The 18,223-nt window shown below is 48.6% G+C and carries 11 protein-coding genes; 8 read left to right on the top strand and 3 right to left on the bottom strand.

Annotated elements, in window-relative coordinates; all coding sequences use genetic code 11:
- Positions 1–24 precede the first annotated feature (24 nt).
- From M2133_RS05590 to M2133_RS05560, 7 genes are all read left to right on the top strand, one after another.
- A complete protein-coding gene (locus tag M2133_RS05590; RefSeq protein WP_277465015.1) occupies positions 25–1,677 on the top strand; it encodes a hypothetical protein in 1,653 nt (550 codons plus the stop codon).
- Positions 1,674–3,623 carry a glycoside hydrolase family 97 protein gene (locus M2133_RS05585; RefSeq protein WP_277465014.1) on the top strand — a complete coding sequence of 650 codons (1,950 nt, stop codon included), beginning with the start codon at positions 1,674–1,676 and terminating at the stop codon, positions 3,621–3,623. Before M2133_RS05590 ends, M2133_RS05585 begins: the two co-directional genes overlap by 4 nt.
- Complete coding sequence (locus M2133_RS05580; RefSeq protein WP_277465013.1) at positions 3,620–5,047, top strand: glycosyl hydrolase family 28 protein; 1,428 nt, start codon at positions 3,620–3,622, stop codon at positions 5,045–5,047. The genes M2133_RS05585 and M2133_RS05580 overlap by 4 nt, the downstream gene beginning before the upstream one ends.
- Before the next feature lie 10 nt (positions 5,048–5,057).
- Entirely contained in the window at positions 5,058–7,799 is a 2,742-nt protein-coding gene (locus tag M2133_RS05575) for a hypothetical protein (protein ID WP_277465012.1), read from the top strand.
- A 167-nt stretch (positions 7,800–7,966) separates the two neighbouring features.
- Entirely contained in the window at positions 7,967–9,640 is a 1,674-nt protein-coding gene (locus M2133_RS05570) for a glycoside hydrolase 43 family protein (protein WP_277465011.1), read from the top strand.
- Between the two features lie 13 nt (positions 9,641–9,653).
- A complete protein-coding gene (locus M2133_RS05565; protein ID WP_277465010.1) occupies positions 9,654–10,871 on the top strand; it encodes a glycoside hydrolase family 88 protein in 1,218 nt (405 codons plus the stop codon).
- A gap of 59 nt (positions 10,872–10,930) precedes the next feature.
- Positions 10,931–13,426, top strand: a complete 2,496-nt coding sequence (locus M2133_RS05560; protein WP_277465009.1) for an alpha-L-arabinofuranosidase C-terminal domain-containing protein — start codon at positions 10,931–10,933, stop codon at positions 13,424–13,426.
- A 312-nt stretch (positions 13,427–13,738) separates the two neighbouring features.
- Here M2133_RS05560 and M2133_RS05555 read toward each other — a convergent pair whose 3' ends face one another.
- Genes M2133_RS05555 through M2133_RS05545 form a run of 3 tightly spaced genes read right to left on the bottom strand, consistent with a single transcriptional unit; the run spans position 13,739 to position 16,742 of the window.
- Positions 13,739–14,842: a Gfo/Idh/MocA family oxidoreductase gene (locus M2133_RS05555; RefSeq protein WP_277465007.1), complete on the bottom strand. Its 1,104-nt coding sequence runs from the start codon at positions 14,840–14,842 to the stop codon at positions 13,739–13,741.
- A gap of 31 nt (positions 14,843–14,873) precedes the next feature.
- Positions 14,874–15,689: a ThuA domain-containing protein gene (locus tag M2133_RS05550; RefSeq protein ID WP_277465006.1), complete on the bottom strand. Its 816-nt coding sequence runs from the start codon at positions 15,687–15,689 to the stop codon at positions 14,874–14,876.
- A gap of 9 nt (positions 15,690–15,698) precedes the next feature.
- Positions 15,699–16,742: a glycoside hydrolase family 18 protein gene (locus tag M2133_RS05545; RefSeq protein WP_346843231.1), complete on the bottom strand. Its 1,044-nt coding sequence runs from the start codon at positions 16,740–16,742 to the stop codon at positions 15,699–15,701.
- A gap of 101 nt (positions 16,743–16,843) precedes the next feature.
- Between M2133_RS05545 and radA the strand changes: the two genes are divergently transcribed.
- The gene (gene radA, locus M2133_RS05540) at positions 16,844–18,214 is read left to right on the top strand and encodes a DNA repair protein RadA (protein WP_277465005.1); all 1,371 of its coding nucleotides are present in this window, start codon (positions 16,844–16,846) and stop codon (positions 18,212–18,214) included.
- Positions 18,215–18,223: the final 9 nt, after the last annotated feature.

Genomic DNA, 18,223 nt, shown 5'->3' with positions numbered 1-18,223 from the left:
GAAATGAGTAGACAAAAATATCAGATGAAACATTTACCATTGGGTTTTTGGGCTTGCCTCCTGTTGTCTGTGAGCACATGGGTTGGGCATGCCCGCGAAAAACAAACGATAGATCCGGTAGAACTTATGAAAAACCGGGTGTATCAATGGGAAACCGATATTGATAGTGTGCCGGGTGAAAACGAAGACAATCCGAGGCGGGCGTTCCTATGGATACCACCCGGCTGTAATCAGTTGAAAGGCTTAATTGTATGCGGCCACAACCTGATAGAAGAAGGCATACTGGAAGATCCGTTGTTTCGGGAAGCGATGGCGCGATTGGACTTTGCGGAGCTATGGGTAACACCCGATATGGATCCGGCGGGAGTTTTTGATGTCACAGCCGGGGCACAAGCGTCTTTTAATGAGGCGGTCGACGAATTAGCTGAACTATCCGGGTATGCGGAGTTGCGCTATCTGCCGGTCGTTTACCTGAGTCATTCGTCGCAGGCGTCACAACCCTGGAACTTTGGTGCCTGGAATCCCGAACGCACCCTGGCGATGATCTCATTTCATGGCGATTCGCCCCGGTCTACTTATCTCTGTTGTAATCGTTACAATCCCGACTGGGGAGATCGGAATATAGACGGTATACCCGGTTTGATCTGCATTGGCGAATTGGAGTGGAATGAATTCCGCATAGAAGACTCGTTCAGGTTTATGCGCCAATATCCCGGAAGTACGATATCGTTGTTATGTAATGCAGGACGTGGGCATAGCGATTTCAGTCAGGATGATCTGAGATATTTGATCCGCTTTATACAGAAAGCAGTGGAATACCGGATGCCCGGTGAATGGGATGGGGAATCGATAATGCCTTTGAAAAAGCTAAAACGTGAAGAGGGTTGGTTAGCCGACCGTTGGCATAAAAACGCATTGCCTACAGCCCGGACAGATACTTACTGGGGCTACCCGGGCGATAGAGATTCGGCTTACTGGTACTTCGATGAAGAGATGGCGCGTTGGACAGAAAGTATCTACACCCGTGAAAGGAACAAGAAGAAACAATACCTGACACTGATGCAGGACGGGCATATACTGAAGCCAAATGAGCCACTGCAATTCACTACCGACGGATATACTATGGAGGTACAGGCGAAAGTGGTTTTCACCGATTCGACCTATACCCGTCTATCCGACGCACATACCATCGAACCGGTAAGGATCAAGCGTATCGCAGGACCGGTCAGTATCATCAACGACTCGACTTTCCGGTTCAGTCATTACCGCCCGGGTACACAACATAAACGTGCCACCGGTGTGGAATTGTTTGCATTTGCCGAATCGGATATGTTTTACGGACATGCGGTGAGAACTATTTCCTGGCGAATGCCGATGACACTGAATGAAGGGAAGACACAGGAAATAAAATTCCCGGAGATACCGGATGTGAAAGTCGGCACTTCATCGATTCAATTGCAAGCGGTTTCGAATAGGAAGCTACCCGTGCAATATTACGTCAGGAGTGGCCCGGCCTATATCGAGGGGAATAGGCTCTTCTTGACGGAACTTCCTCCTAAAACAAAATATCCGGTGAAGGTCACAGTCGTCGCCTGGCAATACGGAAGTATGACAGAACCGAAAATACAAACGGCAAGACCCGTAGAACAGGTCTTTTATATACAGATAAAACAATGAACAAACATATCAAACTTTTATTGATAAGCTTTTGGGTTTGTGTACATGCTACCGCTCAAACCACCTTGAAAGAAACCTTTTCAACGGTCTCTTCTCCGGACGGGAAACATGTTTTTGAATGTTATCAGAAACAGAACACAGACGGTACGTTGGATATGTATTATACGGTTCGGTATGATTGTCAACCGGTCGTATTAGAGTCGAAACTGGATATTCAGCTTGATAATCATATCTGGGAACGTGCGTTGGCGAAGTTCTGGGATCAATCGAAGGAATGGGACGACGGATTGTCGTTTGACAAAACAGAGACTTTCACGGTCAATGAAACCTGGGATCCACTCTATGGGGAGCGTTCCGTCGTAAAAGATCACTACAATGGGATGACGGTCTTTCTTTCCCGTAAGGATGATTCGGCATACCGGATGAATATCGAAGTGCGTGCCTATAATGAGGGAATTGCTTTCCGTTATTATTTCCCGATGCATCCGGTCGCTATCTATCATAAGGTGACGGCAGAAAATACGGAATTTACCTTCCCGGAAGGAACCACTGCCTGGTGGACACAATGGGCGCAGGCACCTTACTATGAAAAGCCCTTGAAGGATTGGGAGGATATGAGTGAGCGGCCGCTGACACTGAAACTGTCGGATGATCTGTATGCCTGTATCACGGAAGCCCGGCAGATCGACTTTGCGCGCACGATGTTTAAACTCTCGGAAGAAAAAGAAAACACAGTCCAGGTATCGCTTTATTCCGTTTCGGATATGGTAACGCCGTTCGGCACACCGTGGCGGGTGGTGATGGCTTCTGACCGCTTAGGGGGACTGTTGGAGAATAATGATATCATCCTGAATCTGAATGATGCGAATAAAATCGCGGATACCGGCTGGATTAAACCCGGCAAAATTATGCGCGAGACTACACTGACGACGAAAAACGCAAAAGCTTGTATTGATTTCTGCGCGAAGCACAATATGCAATACATCCTCTTTGATTGGAAATGGTACGGGCCGTCTATGGAATTCGAATCCGACGCCAGTCAGGTGGTCGTATCTGACCTGGATATGCCGGAAGTGGTTGCTTACGGAAAATCGAAAGGAATAGGCGTTTGGGTCTATGTCAATCAACATGCGCTGCAACATCAGGCGGATAAGATATTCCCGGTTTATAAAAAATGGGGATTGGCCGGAGTAAAGTTCGGATTTGTGCAGTATCAGACCCAAGGCTGGTCGACCTGGGTACATGAGTTGGTTAAAAAGGCAGCAGACAATAATCTGATGGTCAATATCCATGATGAGTATCGTCCGAATGGATACAGTCGCACGTATCCAAATCTTCTGACGCAGGAAGGAATACGGGGGAATGAAGAGTTTCCGGATGCGACACATAATACGATACTGCCGTTTACCCGGATGATTGCCGGAGCGGCGGATTATACGGTTTGCTATTTTGATCCGCGTATCAAGAATACGCATGCGCACCAACTGGCTTTCCCTGTGATCTATTACAGCCCGTTACAAACACTCTACTGGTATGATACGCCGGCGCGCATAGAAGAGGTGCCGGAATTGGAGTTCTTCGATAAAGTGCCTGTCACGTTTGATGATACGAAAGTGATTCACGACCGTATCGGTGAGTATGTAACGATTGCCCGCCGGAGTGGAGACGATTGGTTTGTCGGCAGTATCGGCAATAACGAAGCACAACGTATCGCTACGTCACTGAGTTTTTTGGAAGAGGACCGGAAGTATGTGGCACATATCTATACCGACGATGAAAAGGTGGCGACTCCCACAAAGGTAAAGATCTCCCGTCTGCTTGTATCCAACCGCTCGATCCTGCAATTCGCGTTGAAAGAGAAAGGCGGATACACCATTCATCTGACTCCTGCGACCCCTGAGGATTTGAAGAAATATAAATCATATAAGAAGAATACAGTATTATGAAGACACTATCGATCTTACCCTATTGTATCATAGCCCTGTTCATCGCATTACAAGGGCATGCGGAAAATCAACTGGTTACTTATCCCGCGCCGAAAGGAGCCGCGTTGAATGATGACTTTACCGTACGCGCGAGAATCCCGGGCGGGGAATGGCAGGAAGTCTCCCCTTATTTGATTAAGGTAGATGAGGTAAAGGATACGAAACACCATGTAGAAGAGGCTTCGATGGCGAGCTTCGATATGTCGGGCACGGTGGAGGTGTCGGTAACCTATAACCGGGGAAAAATAGAAACGGCAAAGGTACGTCCGCTCTCTTATCAAATCACTCCCCGGATAGAAGAGAATAAGATCATCTTTACCCTCGATCAGCCGCGCAACCTGTCGGTGGAGGTAAACAATGATATCTTCCACAACCTGCATCTCTTTGCCAATCCGGTGGAAACGGAGAAACCGGATCCGAAAGACAAGGATGTGATTTACTTCGGACCGGGTATTCATCAGCTGAAAGAGAATAAGCTGGAGATCCCTTCCGGCAAGACGGTTTATGTGGCAGGAGGAGCGGTGTTGATGGGACAGCTTCTGGTGGAAAACGTACGCGATGTAAGAATTATGGGACGGGGCATTATCGACCATACGGTAAAAATGGGGATTCATCTGGCGAATGCACGGAATATCTATGTGGAAGGGCTGTACACCACACAATGTGCCACGGGCGGATGCGACAGTGTAACCATACGTAATCTGAAAAGCATCAGTTATTACGGTTGGGGAGATGGCATGAATGTCTTTGCCAGTAACAATGTGTTGTATGATGGCGTGTTCTGCCGTAATTCGGATGATTGCACGACTGTTTACGCCACAAGGAAAGGTTTCAAGGGGGGATGCAAGAATATCACGATGCAGAACTCAACCCTCTGGGCGGATGTGGCGCATCCTATTTTCATCGGTCTGCACAGTGAGACGGAGGATTTTGAAGTAATCGAAAACCTGAAGTATATCAATATAGACATCCTGGACCACAAAGAGAAACAGGTCGATTACCAAGGCTGTTTGGCGATTAACGCGGGCGATAACAACCTGATCAGGAAAGTACGTTTTGAGAATATACGGATTGAGAACTTCCGCCAGGGACAGCTCGTGAACTTACGCATATTCTATAACAAAAAATATTGCACAGCGCCCGGTATGGGCATTGAAGATGTCTTGTTCAAGGATATTTCCTATACGGGAGAGAATGCTGAGATTTCCATTATCGCGGGATATAACGAAGAACGGAAGGTGAAAAATATCCGTTTCCAGAACCTGCGAATTAACGGACAACTGATCTATGATGAGATGCCGGGTAAGCCTGCCTGGTATAAGACAAGTGATATGTGCCGCTTCTTTATCGGGGAGCATGTGGAAGATGTTACTTTTACAAAATAAGTTGAATTCCATGAAAAAGACGATTATCGCATTGCTGCTTCTTATCGCATATTGTTTTCTGGCCTTCTCGCAACAGATCCCTCTGCCACAGGATTTACCCCAGGGATATCCCCGTTTGATGACGACGGAGAATGACAAACCGCAACTGGCGGATCAAATAAAAAAGGAAGCTTGGGCACAAGAGGTCTATCAGGGTATACTGCAACGAATTGATCCTTACGTAGGGAAAACACAGACTGAACCCGACTGGGTCTATTCCCGCCTGATGATGTATTGGAAGAGCAAAGCGACACAGGTGTATATCAATGGGGGTATTTATTCGCATGCGGATGGAGAGGCACCGGTACCTACCGTCAGGTTTGGAAGCACACGGGGTGTGTACAGCTCGATCAAACGGCCGAAGTTAGAAGATATAATCCCTTATATGGATGATACGAAAGGAATTTATTTCCATAATTCTGCCAAAGAGGGGAATCCATTGGAGTGGGTAGATCAGGCGAATGTCTCAGGCAACTCCATTGAGAACGTTAACGAGGAAATTATACGGTTGGCTAAAGATGCCGCCTTTATATACTGGTTGACAGGGGAGGAGAGATACGCTAAGTTCGCTTTCGACATCTTCGATACCTATATGATGGGAATGTACTACCGCACCGAGCCTATCGATATCGGTAACGGCCATGCACAAACACTGACAGGGCTGTCGACCTTTGAGGTTATTCAGGAACGTATTCTCGATGAGCTGGCATATACGTATGATTTTCTTTATTCCTATATCAGTAGCCAACAGCCGGGTAATAGCGACAAATATGCCGTTACCTTCAAAAAGTGGATCGATATAACGATCAAAAATGGTGTCCCTCACAATAACTGGAACCTGCATGGCGGTAAGCATATATTGAAAGTGGCCATGGTTCTGGAAGATAACCGGCATTATGCCGACGGTAAAGGCCGGGAATATTATATCGACTACATACTCAACAAGACTTCCGCACGGCAATGGTCGCTCACCAAGTTTATGAAATACGGCTACGACTACACAAACGGGGTGTGGAACGAATGTCCGGGCTATGCACAGGGTGTTACACGAGAGCTGATGAGTTTCATACGCGACTATGATAATACTTTTAATCAAAACCTATTGCCCTATGCACCGGTGATGGAAAAGGCCGTTCGCGTATTGCCGCAATATCTTTTCCCCAATGGGAAGATTACAGCTTTTGGCGATACCTACTACAGTGTGATCCAGACTGAAGCGATCAGCGATATTATTCATATCGCACAGAAATACAACGATAGGAGGCTGGAAACCGACTTTACACGTATGTATAAACTGTTTGCCCCGCACCTGACTTACGAGGCACGACAGGAGCATAAGCTGCCTCCGCAAATATCCTCTTTCTTTTCAAGTAAACCTATCACTCTCGACCCTGAAGTGGCTGCAGGCGAATTGAAAGAGTATATCACACCAACGTTCTATGCGCCTAATGTCAGTTGGTTCGTACAACGTAATGCCTTTGATGATCCGCGGAATGGGATGATGATATCTCAGTTTGCTTCTTACGGTAACCACGCACACTCCAACGGGCTTGCTATGGAACTTTACGGCAAAGGATATATTCTCGGAGCTGAGTCGGGCATCGGTTCTTCTTATTTTGAAAAGCCCTATCTGGAATACTACTCACAGTTTCCGGCACATAATACGGTAATGGTCGACGGGATCTCCAAATATCCTGAAATGCTGAGTAACCACCCGTTCGACCTATTAGGATCTTATCCCCGGTCTGGACAAAGCGAAGGCTATTATCCCGGAATTACCTATTCGGAAGCCTACTTCCTTGAACCCGAAAGCCGGAGCGATCAGAACCGTCTGATGAGTATCGTTCGTACCGGCGAGACTACAGGGTATTATGTCGATATCTTCCGTTCGAAGAAACAACGGGGCGGGGAGAAGTTCCATGATTATTTCTATCATAACCTCGGACAGGAACTATTTATTCAGGACAGGAACGGAAAAGCCCTCGATCTGCAACCCAACGATGAAATGGCCTTTGCCGGAGGGCATCTCTTTGCCCTTGATTACATGTGGGACAAACGATCGGCAAAGACAGCAACCGATTATCAGGCAACCTGGAAAATGGCAATGCCTGACAGCAACCATGTGTACATGCACCTCTGGATGAAAGGATATACCGGGCGGGAAGTATTCTCCATCAAAGCACCTCCTTGTAAAGCATTCCGGTCGAACGACGAATTCCCCTATGAGGTGAACAAGGAACCGTATCTTACAATTGCTGCCCGTCAGCATGGAGAAGCATGGAAACGGCCCTTTGTTAGTGTCTTTGAACCTGCGACAGAGAGCGAAGGACGCTCTATTACATCAATAGAGGCCTTTGAAGTACCCAATGCATCAGACGATTTTGTTGGGCTTACAGTAAAAAGCCGGGACGGTAAAGTGGATTACATCTTTTCTTCAATCGAAGATGAAAACATTCACCACCGGGGAATAACCGTACAGGCTACCTATGGACTTGTACGTGAAGACGGTAAAGACTTTACGCTCTTTATGGGTAACGGAACCCTGATACAAGCTAAAGGCTGTAAGCTGGAAACCGCTTCACCGGCCAATGTGGTATTGGAATATAAAAACGGTTCCTATTATCTGCATTGCGAGCAGCCTGTCGAGATTGAATTCCCCGGCAAGGGAAAGGTGAAATATGAGGCGACAGCATACAAACAAATCTCAAGATGAGTTACTGTAAAATAGAAACAGGGCTGCTCTCCTGTAAATATAAAAAAGCAAAGCGGATTAGGTGAATACCTGATCCGCTTCGTATTTAGAGGTATATAAAGTTAACAGGTATAAAGTTAGTCCGAAAGGGAAGAAATTGATTTGGGTTTACTATTAAATTAGGTCAGATGAAGATTAGATGTTTGTATATTGCTGTATGGGTATTCGTTAGCCTCTCTTTGTGTGCACAAACGTATGTGTCCAAAGTTTGGACGGCGGATGCGGGGAACGGGACATACCGTAATCCGATACTCTATGCCGACTATTCGGATCCCGACGTGATCCGGGTGGGTGACGACTACTATATGACGGCATCCAGTTTTAACTGCGTACCCGGACTTCCAATCCTGCACTCGAAAGACCTGGTCAACTGGAGGATCATAAACTACGCCTTGAAGGACCTCTATTTAGAGGGAGTCGAACCGGCTACATTCTTCGACAAGGCACAACACGGACGAGGTGTTTGGGCGCCTTGTCTCCGGCATCATAAAGGCGAATATATGATCTACTGGGGAGATCCTGACTTTGGTATCTATGTGGTTAAAACGAAAGATATCAGGGGAACGTGGGACAAACCGGTCCTTGTCTTACCGGGTAAGGGACGTATCGACCCAAGTCCGCTGTTCGACGACGACGGCAAGGTGTACCTCACCCATGCCTGGGCGGGAAGCCGCGCCGGACTTAACAGTATTATGACTGTTTGCGAGATGAATGCCGACGGAACGAAAGTGACCGGAGAAGAGGTATTGCTCTTCGACGGTAACGATGGAGTAAACCATACCGTAGAGGGAGGAAAGTTCTACAAGAAAGACGGATACTATTATTTATTCGCCCCTGCCGGAGGAGTGGCTATGGGTTGGCAGATTGCCCTGCGGTCAAAGCATATCTACGGGCCTTATGAAGTGAAGACAGTACTGGCACAAGGCGCTACCGATATCAATGGCCCACATCAGGGCGGACTGGTGGAAACACAGACGGGCGAATATTGGTTTCTCCATTTCCAGGACAAAGGGGCATACGGAAGGGTTGTTCACCTGCAACCTGTCACCTGGAAAGAGGGCTGGCCTGTTATGGGCATTCACGATAAAGATTACTGCGGCGAACCTGTCACCAGCTACCGGAAACCTGATGTAGGAGCGACCTATCCGATAGAGACACCTGTCGAAAGTGATGAATTTAATACGCCTGCATTGGGGTTACAATGGCAATGGCATGCCAATCCGCAGCAGGCATGGGCTTTCCCTGCCGCTAACGGATATTTACGGTTATACGAACAGGCCTATCCGGCAGAATATACCAACTTCTGGGATATACCGAACCTGCTTATGCAGAAGTTTCCGGCACCTGAATTCACAGCTACGGCAAAGCTATCGGCTGTATTATTGAACGAAGGTGACAAAACCGGATTAATCGTTATGGGTTGGGATTACGCGTATATCGCTCTGCGAAAAACAGCCGAAGGTTATGTCCTTGAATATATGAACTGCTCCGATGCCGAACAGAAAAATCCGGAGACACTTGTGGAACAAACCGTTCCGAAAGACTTGAAGGTAAATGATAAATACAACTACCGAACGCCTATCCCGGATGCCGAAGTTTACTTGCGTGTCCGGGTCGAAACCGAAGGAAAATGTACGTTCAGTTACAGTACTAACGGGAAAAAATATATCCCGTTCCAACAGATATTTACCGCCTGGCAGGGAAAATGGATCGGCGCTAAAACAGGATTATTCATCCTGAACAAGGAGTCGCAGGCAAATCGTTCCTGGGTTGATATCGACTGGTTCAGAATAGAACAATAAAACATCCATTCATATGAAAGTAAAACAGTTATTATTATTACCGGTCATACTATTATTGCTCACAGTTTGTACCGGAGGAAGAAAAGAACAAACGTTCGATGTGAACAGAGAGTTAAGTTATTGCAACGGTCAGATACAAAGAACACTGACGGAGATTTCCGGTAAGCAGATGATCCCACGCAATATTCTCAAGGGAGAGAAGCACTGGAACCTTCGACCCATTTCTATCGGGGAATGGACTGTCGGCTTTTGGCCGGGTATTTTATGGTACAACTATGAGAATACCCGGAATACCCATGATGCTGATGTGGCAACCTATTATACCGATATGCTGGAGCCTTTGACCCATCTGCCGGCTTACGATCATGACTTGGGCTTTCAGCTTTTCTGCAGCTACGGTAACGGGTATCGTCTGACGGGAAAAGAAGAATATAAACAGATTATCCTCAATGCCGCCGATACACTGGCTACCCTGTTTAATCCGAAGATCGGAACGATCCTCTCCTGGCCGCGCGAGGTCGAACCCAATAACTGGCCCCATAATACCATTATGGATAATATGATCAATCTGGAGATGTTGTATTGGGCAGCAAAGAACGGTGGTCGTAAAGAACTCTATGATATCGCGACCCGGCATGCGGAAGTAACCATGAAATACCATTTCCGAGAAGACGGGGGCAACTATCACGTCGCAGTCTACGATACGATAACAGGCAATTTCCTGAAAGGAGTCACCCACCAGGGCTATGCCGACAGTACCCTATGGGCACGCGGGCAGGCATGGGCTATTTATGGATACACCATGGTTTATCGTGAAACACAAGACAAACGATTCCTACGCTTCGCGGAGAAAGTAAGCGATCTCTATCTGTCCCGCCTGCCGGAGAATAACTATGTGCCTTACTGGGACTTCGATGCTCCCGGCATCCCCAACGAACCCAAAGATGCTTCAGCGGCAGCGATTGTCGCATCGGCCCTATTGGAACTTTCTCAGTTGGAAGACGATGAAGCAAAAAAAGCTGCTTATAGGCAGGCAGCTGTAAATATGCTTCAGGAATTGTCGTCCGAGGAATACCAGAGTCGCGAACAAAATCCAGCCTTTCTCTTGCATTCCACAGGGCATTGGCCGAAAGGATCGGAGATCGATGCTTCGATCAATTACGCGGATTATTATTATCTGGAAGCGCTTATGAGATACAAAAGCATTGAAGTAAGCAAGATTAATCCCTAACTTATTTCGATAACTGTAAAGAATACATTTACTTTGTGGGGAACTTAATCAATCGGATCATGAGGAACTTATTTCTTTTACTATTTTTTCTATTTGGGCTGGGGGAGACGATCCTGGCTGTAGCACCCACAGTAATGAATGAACCCGATTCGGCTTATATCTTTGCCTATGCGACAGATAAAAACGAAGGACGCAACGGACTTCATTTTGCTTGGAGTCGTGACGCACAGGATTGGCAGGCGATCGGTCCGGAGCATAGTTATGTGCGTTGTGACTACGGACGTTGGGGGTTGGAGAAACGAATGGTCAAGCCGATCGTCTTCGCAGGGAAAGACGGCCGATGGCATTGCCTGTGGCGTTTGAATGAAAGCGATGAGCGGGTGGCGCATGCCGCCTCCGGCGATCTGGCTTTCTGGTGGCGTCAGTCGTATCTGTCCCTGTCGGACTTGGAAAACCAATTGGGGCAGGAAGCCCCTTTCCCTTTATCACAATGGGAGCGTCAGTATCAGACGGCTCTGATCAGTGGAAAAGAGGAAACGGGAAGTTGTCATAAGGTTGCCTGGGCGTTGATCGACGGCTTGATCCAATCACAGCAGTTAGCCGCTTTCAAAGCCATGCAGAACGGAGAAACAACAAAAGATGATGCGATACGTTTTGCCGGCTTGAAACCCGTAGAGGCCAAGATCACGGTTGATCCGACACAAGCCCATGAGATCAGCGACCTGTTTATCGGTATCTTCTTTGAAGACATCAATTACGCGGCCGACGGTGGGCTTTATGCCGAATTGATCCAGAACCGCGATTTTGAATATGATCCGATGGATAAGGAAGGGCGCGACCCGAACTGGAACCATCAGACAGCCTGGCAACTGCATGGCGGTGGCGCTTCCTGGACGATCGAGGCCACGGATCCTATACACGAGAATAATAAACACTACGCTTTATTGAACGTAGAAACTGTTGGCGCGGTTTTCACTAACGACGGTTTCGACGGGATCTGCCTGAAAGCCGGTGAAAAATATGACCTGTCCCTGTTTGCCCGTATGCCAAACAGGAAAGGCGGCAAACTGACTATCCGTCTGATGGAAGCGGGGAAGGTGATTGCCGAAACCAAAGTATCAGTTTCGAATCCATGGAAAAAAGTACAAGCGGTACTGACGGCCAAAGAAACTTGCACGAATGCCCGGCTTGAAGTGATTCCCCAAATGGCGGGAGTTTACGCGTTGGATATGATCTCTCTCTTTCCGCAGAAGACATTCAAGGGACGCAAGAATGGCTTGCGCGCCGACCTGGCTCAGACTTTGGCAGATATAAAACCACGTTTTGTGCGCTTCCCCGGCGGCTGCGTTGCGCATGGTGACGGGTTGCACAATATGTATCGCTGGAAGAATACGATCGGCCCGTTGGAAGCGCGTGTGCCGCAACGTAACCTCTGGGGCTATCATCAGACTGCCGGACTGGGGTATTACGAGTACTTCCAGTTTTGTGAAGACCTGGGCGCGGAGCCTGTCCCCGTTTTGGCTGCCGGCGTTCCCTGTCAGAACTCTGCCCATCAACACGGTGTGGCCGGTGGGCAGCAGGGTGGCATTCCGATGTGCGAGATGGAGAACTATATCCAGGAGATCTTCGACCTGATCGAATGGGCAAACGGAGATGCCCAAACGGTTTGGGGAAAGAAACGGGCCGAAGCGGGGCATCCGAAGCCTTTCAACCTGAAATATCTCGGGATCGGCAATGAAGACCAGATCACCGATGTCTTTGAAGAGCGTTTCGAGATGATCTACAAAGCGGTCAAAGAGAAGTACCCTGAAATCGTGGTGATCGGTACCGTCGGGCCATTCTATGAAGGAACCGATTATGAAGAAGGTTGGAAGATCGCAAGCCGCCTGGACGTGCCCATCGTCGATGAACATTATTACAACCCGCCGGGTTGGTTTATCCATAACCAAGATTATTACGACCGTTACGATCGCACGAAGTCTAAAGTCTATCTTGGGGAATATGCCGCCCACCTGCCCGGACGTCCGGTGAATATCGAAACGGCTTTGGCCGAAGCCCTTTTCCTGACTGCCGTCGAGCGCAATGCGGATATTGTACCGATGACTTCTTATGCCCCGCTATTGGCCAAAGAAGGGCATACGCAATGGAATCCGGACCTGATCTATTTCAACAATACGGAAGTGAAACCGACCGTAGGCTATTACGTGCAGCAATTGTATGGGCAAAACGCCGGGAACCATTATTTACCCAGCCGCATCGACTTGTCGGATCGTCGAGATGGCGTGCGCAAACGCATCGGTGTATCGGTCGTTCGCGATGAGGAAACGAACGACGTGATCATCAAATTAGTGAATCTATTGCCCGTCGCGGTGAAAACAACGCTGCAATTGGAAGGCATAACGCCGGCAGGCACCCAGGTGGTACGCACGGTATTGACCGGAACGCCGGATGACAAACAAGCCCGGCCGGTGACCACGCAATGCCCGGTTGAAAGCGCTTTCAATCCGGAACTACCGGCTTATTCCTTCTCCGTCTACCGGATCAAGACTCAGTAAATTTAACTCATTGTGGATCAACCCGGAAAGTTGTGGAGTCGAAATTCGAGTGGGTATTATAGCACGCAGATGACGCAGACTAAAGCGCAGATCTACGCAGATAATTTATTATTAATTAAATATTTATCTGTGACCATCTGCGCTTTAGTCTGCGTCATCTGCGTGCTCTATTATCATCAAGTAGGAACTTCTCCACAATAATACGGGGTGATCCCTCATTGTGATATTTCACTTCTGAAATTCAAAACAAGAACTGTAAAAATGAAGAGGGTGAAAAAGTGATCTTTTGGGTAGTGAATTTCACCTCTTCCCTTATTTGAACCGGATGACTTCCCCTGTTTTGTGGCTTTGGATGGCGGCTTGCAGTATTTCTACGACGATCAGGTTGTTGTCGAGGGCGGAGAGGTCGTAGGGCTTCATTTCGATCTCTTCGCGGACGACGGCTTTCAGGTAGTAGAATACGTCGTTGTAAGGGGCTTCTAAAGCTACCGGGACGGGGTTTGTTTCTTTTTTATTGGTGTAAAGGCGCATCTTTTCTTTGGTGTCCTGATAGATATAACCTTTGCTTCCGTAGATATGCATATCTTTCCGGTTGATCGGCCAGTTCCACGACGCCATGATTTGCACGGTCGCATTCGGATATTCGACCACGATTGTAGCATCATCGTCGACCTTGGGATAAAGATGTGGCTTTTGCTGTTTCAGTACGGCATAGACGCTGACCGGGCGTTGGCCGTTCATCAACCAGGTTGCCAGATTCGCTCCGTAACATCCGAAATCGATCACGGCACCGCCGCCATTCAGTACCGGGTCGGTCAGCCAGTCGGTAAACTCTTTTCCACAACCAATCTCAAAAGGCCCCTGATGACCGTCGTACACATTGATCCGGGTGATTTCGCCGATAAGGCCGGAGTCGATCATCCATTTGGCTTCATGGTTAGTCGGGTACCAGGTCGTTTCGTAATTGGTTATGATCTTAATTTGATGTTTATCGGCCAGTTCCGCCATGCGTTGGGCATGATCAAGGCTTACCACCAGCGGTTTTTCCACCATCACATGAATACCGCGGGGTGCGCAAGCCTCAACGACAGCCAGGTGATCGTATATCGAACCATAGGCAACGGCTACTTCCGGCTGAGTCTTATCCAGCATCTCTTCGAGTGAGGCATAGAAAAGGGAAATATCCAGCTTTTTGTATAATCCATTATTCACCCGGATCTGATCATCAGCTTCCGATACGCCGACCACCACAAAATCCCCCCGGTCTATGCGCGATACGACATCCCATAAATGCCCGTGGGATACTCCGGCGACAGCTATCCGTAAAGGCTGTTCCTTCTTTTGTGCAAATGCAACCGAAGAGAAAGCGATATATACGCTTAAAATCAATGAATAGAATATTCTTATCCGTCTCATGTCTGTAATATGTTAAGTATAATGTAAATGCCTATTTCTTGAACGGATCACCGGTTGCGTTTTGGCTGACCGTCCATCGGAACGCATTGATGAAGAGTAGCTTTTGTGTGGCATCGGTAAATTCGTCGTCGCCATGTCCCATATTGAGGTAGATCATGCGATAGTTCTTGTTGGTCCAGACGATGGGGAAATCGCCGAAGTTAACCACGTCTTTAATGCCCAGCGGGTAATTGTCGGGCGAGATCGAGAGCAGAACTTCCACGTCTTTGTTCTCGCGTGGGCTTGGTGTCCATTGATACCATTCGCTCTCCGGGGCAACAAAAGTAGGAGGCAAGTTCTTCATTACCGGGTGTTTGGGCTGATCTGCCTCCACCTTTACAGGCTGCGGCGGCCAGTTGTTGCAATAGAATACGCCGCCCCCGAGGAACTGAACAAACCAGGGCCAGTTCGTGTGTTTATCGTTATACGCCGCGGCATGAAACCCCATCCAGCCCCCACCGTTCTCCATGTATTGCTCGAACGCTTTGCGCTGTTCCGGAGAAGAAGGTGAGTTGTTGAGCCAGACGACTATATCATACGCTTTCAGTTTCTCATACGGATAGTCGGAGAGATCGGTCGTTACCTCCAATATATACCCCTCGCCATAATTCAGGCGACGGAAGAACTCAACTGCATCCGTGGCAAACTCAACATGGGCAGTCTCCACCTGCGTACTATAATAAACCAAAGCTTTAAACCGCGGAGCAGTTGCATAATTCGCCGGATACCCCTCCGGCACTTGTCCCCAGGATAAAACCGGAAATAGAGAGAGCAGAAACAGGCAGATATTTACTTTATTCTTTTTCATAATTTATATTTATTTGACGGGAGCACCCGAAGGACGGCCGATCACGCCGTTATAAACCGCCCGGCGCAGGTCGCCCGCTTCGTTATCATCGGCATATTCCCAATACATACCGCCCAATAATCCTTTGTCGTGGATATATTGTGCCTTAACGGCGATGGAACGGGGATTCTCGTAGCCGCAAACAAACGCACCCGCCGAGTCTGCCAGATAAGGTGCCTGGGCTTCGTCGTCCCATCGTCGTTCGTATCCTTCAATCCGTTCGATATCATGGTATTTCATGCCGCGGGGGAAACCTCCCTGCCCGCCGCGTCCGTAGAACGGCATACCCAGGACCAGTTTGTGGTAAGATACGCCGGCTTCCCGGTGCTTCTCCACGGCTTCATGCGCCGTATTGCCTCCGGCATACTGCGAGCGGTAGAGCGGCGCGTGATGGATCGGGGCGGATCCCATATCGTAGGCCATGATATTGATAAAGTCCATATACGGATCGATCGCCCGGAAATCAATGAACTGGGCCGAAGCCGCCGAGGCGAGGGTTAAGAGTTTATGCGTGCCGATGGCTTCGCGGATATCCCGCATCAACAGGGTGAAGTTTTCCGTATCATCGGGCGAGGCGGAGATTTCGGCTAAGGTGCTGGTCGGGTATTCCCAATCGATATCGATGCCATCGAGTCCGAACTCTTTAACCACCCGTTGACAGTCGTTTGCGAAACTTTTCCGAAGCGCTTCTTCAGCTGCCATCTCACTGAAGCGTCCGCTTCCCCAGCCGCCGACGGATAATAAGACTTTCAGGTGAGGTGCTTCTTCTTTCAAAGCGACGATCCGGTGCAGCCGTTCTTCATTGTCGATCCGGACGCCGTCGAAAGTCTCCGTTACGTGTCCGAAAGCATAATTGATATGGGTGATATAAGCCGGATCGGGCATGACGGATGTCCACGAAGTGACGTACGCCACGACAACCTTCTCTTGCATAGGTTGATTTACTTTGGGTTGGCAACTGTTGTTCAGAAACAATATGCCCAATAGGAACAAAATGGTTTTTACTTGTCTCATGTACGTATTTCATTAATAGTTTGCTGTCTGGCACGAATAGAATCATGCAAACATACATATAAAAGGTGAGTTTTTGTACCTTTACCTCCAAATCACAAGAAATGGCAAAGACTAAAACAGTATATGTATGTTCCCATTGCGGGGCCGACTCGCCGAAGTGGGTGGGTAAATGCCCTTCCTGCGGGGAGTGGAATACCTACGTCGAGGAAATGATCGCGAAGGAACCGGCCGCCAAGCGCACGATACCCGGATTGACGGATAACGCAAAGGCACGTCCCACCTTGTTGCGGGATGTGACAACCGAAGAAGAAGCGCGAATCGATATGCGCAACGAAGAGTTGAACCGCGTTCTGGGTGGAGGACTGGTGAAAGGATCATTGGTACTGATCGGTGGCGAACCGGGAATCGGCAAATCGACCCTGGTGTTGCAAACCGTATTGGGATTAGACGGAATGAAGACGTTGTATGTCTCCGGAGAAGAGAGCAGTCGCCAGTTGAAACTGCGTGCCGACCGCTTGTCATCGAACGACAGCCCGTGTTTTGTCCTTTGTGAGACCAATCTGGAGCAGATCTTCGTGCAGGCACAGAATATCCAACCCGATCTGATGATCATTGATTCCATTCAGACGGTGTTTACCGAGATGGTCGAGTCGTCGCCCGGCAGTGTGTCGCAGGTACGCGAATGTAGTGCAGCCATACTGAAGTATGCCAAGGAAACAGGCGTGCCCGTCCTACTGATCGGCCATATCAATAAAGAAGGAAGTATCGCCGGGCCGAAGGTGTTGGAACATATCGTGGATACGGTCTTGCAGTTCGAAGGCGATCAGCATTATATGTACCGGATCCTGCGCAGCATCAAGAACCGTTTCGGCAGTACGGCCGAGTTGGGTATCTACGAGATGCGGCAAGACGGCTTGCGCGAAGTGAGCAACCCCTCCGAATTATTATTAACCCAGAACCATGAAGGGCTGAGTGGTGTGGCGATCGCGGCGGCTATCGAAGGCATTCGCCCGTTCCTGATCGAGACACAGGCTTTGGTCAGTTCAGCCGTCTACGGCACGCCCCAGCGAAGCGCTACCGGTTTCGACCTGCGAAGGATGAATATGCTGTTGGCCGTGTTGGAGAAACGTGCCGGCTTCAAGCTGGTGCAGAAAGACGTCTTCCTGAATATTGCCGGCGGCTTGCGGGTGAACGATCCGGCGATCGACCTGGCGGTGATCAGCGCCATTCTCTCTTCCAGCCTCGATATCAGTATCGAGCCGGGCACTTGTCTGGCAGGCGAAGTCGGGCTCTCGGGCGAGATCCGTCCGGTCAACCGCATCGAGCAACGTATCCTCGAAGCCGAGCGCTTAGGCTTCTCACGTATTCTGATACCATACAATAATCTAAAGGGTTTCGACGTTTCTAAGAGTAAAATCCAAATCATACAGGTGAAGAAGGTCGAAGAAGCCTTCCGCCAACTCTTCGGATAACAACATATT

It is taken from the genome of Parabacteroides sp. PF5-6 (assembly GCF_029504695.1).
Taxonomy (GTDB): Bacteria; Bacteroidota; Bacteroidia; order Bacteroidales; family Tannerellaceae; genus QVMG01.
Note: the sequence above shows the minus strand (reverse complement) of the source record. Positions and strands in the feature narration are given on the sequence as shown.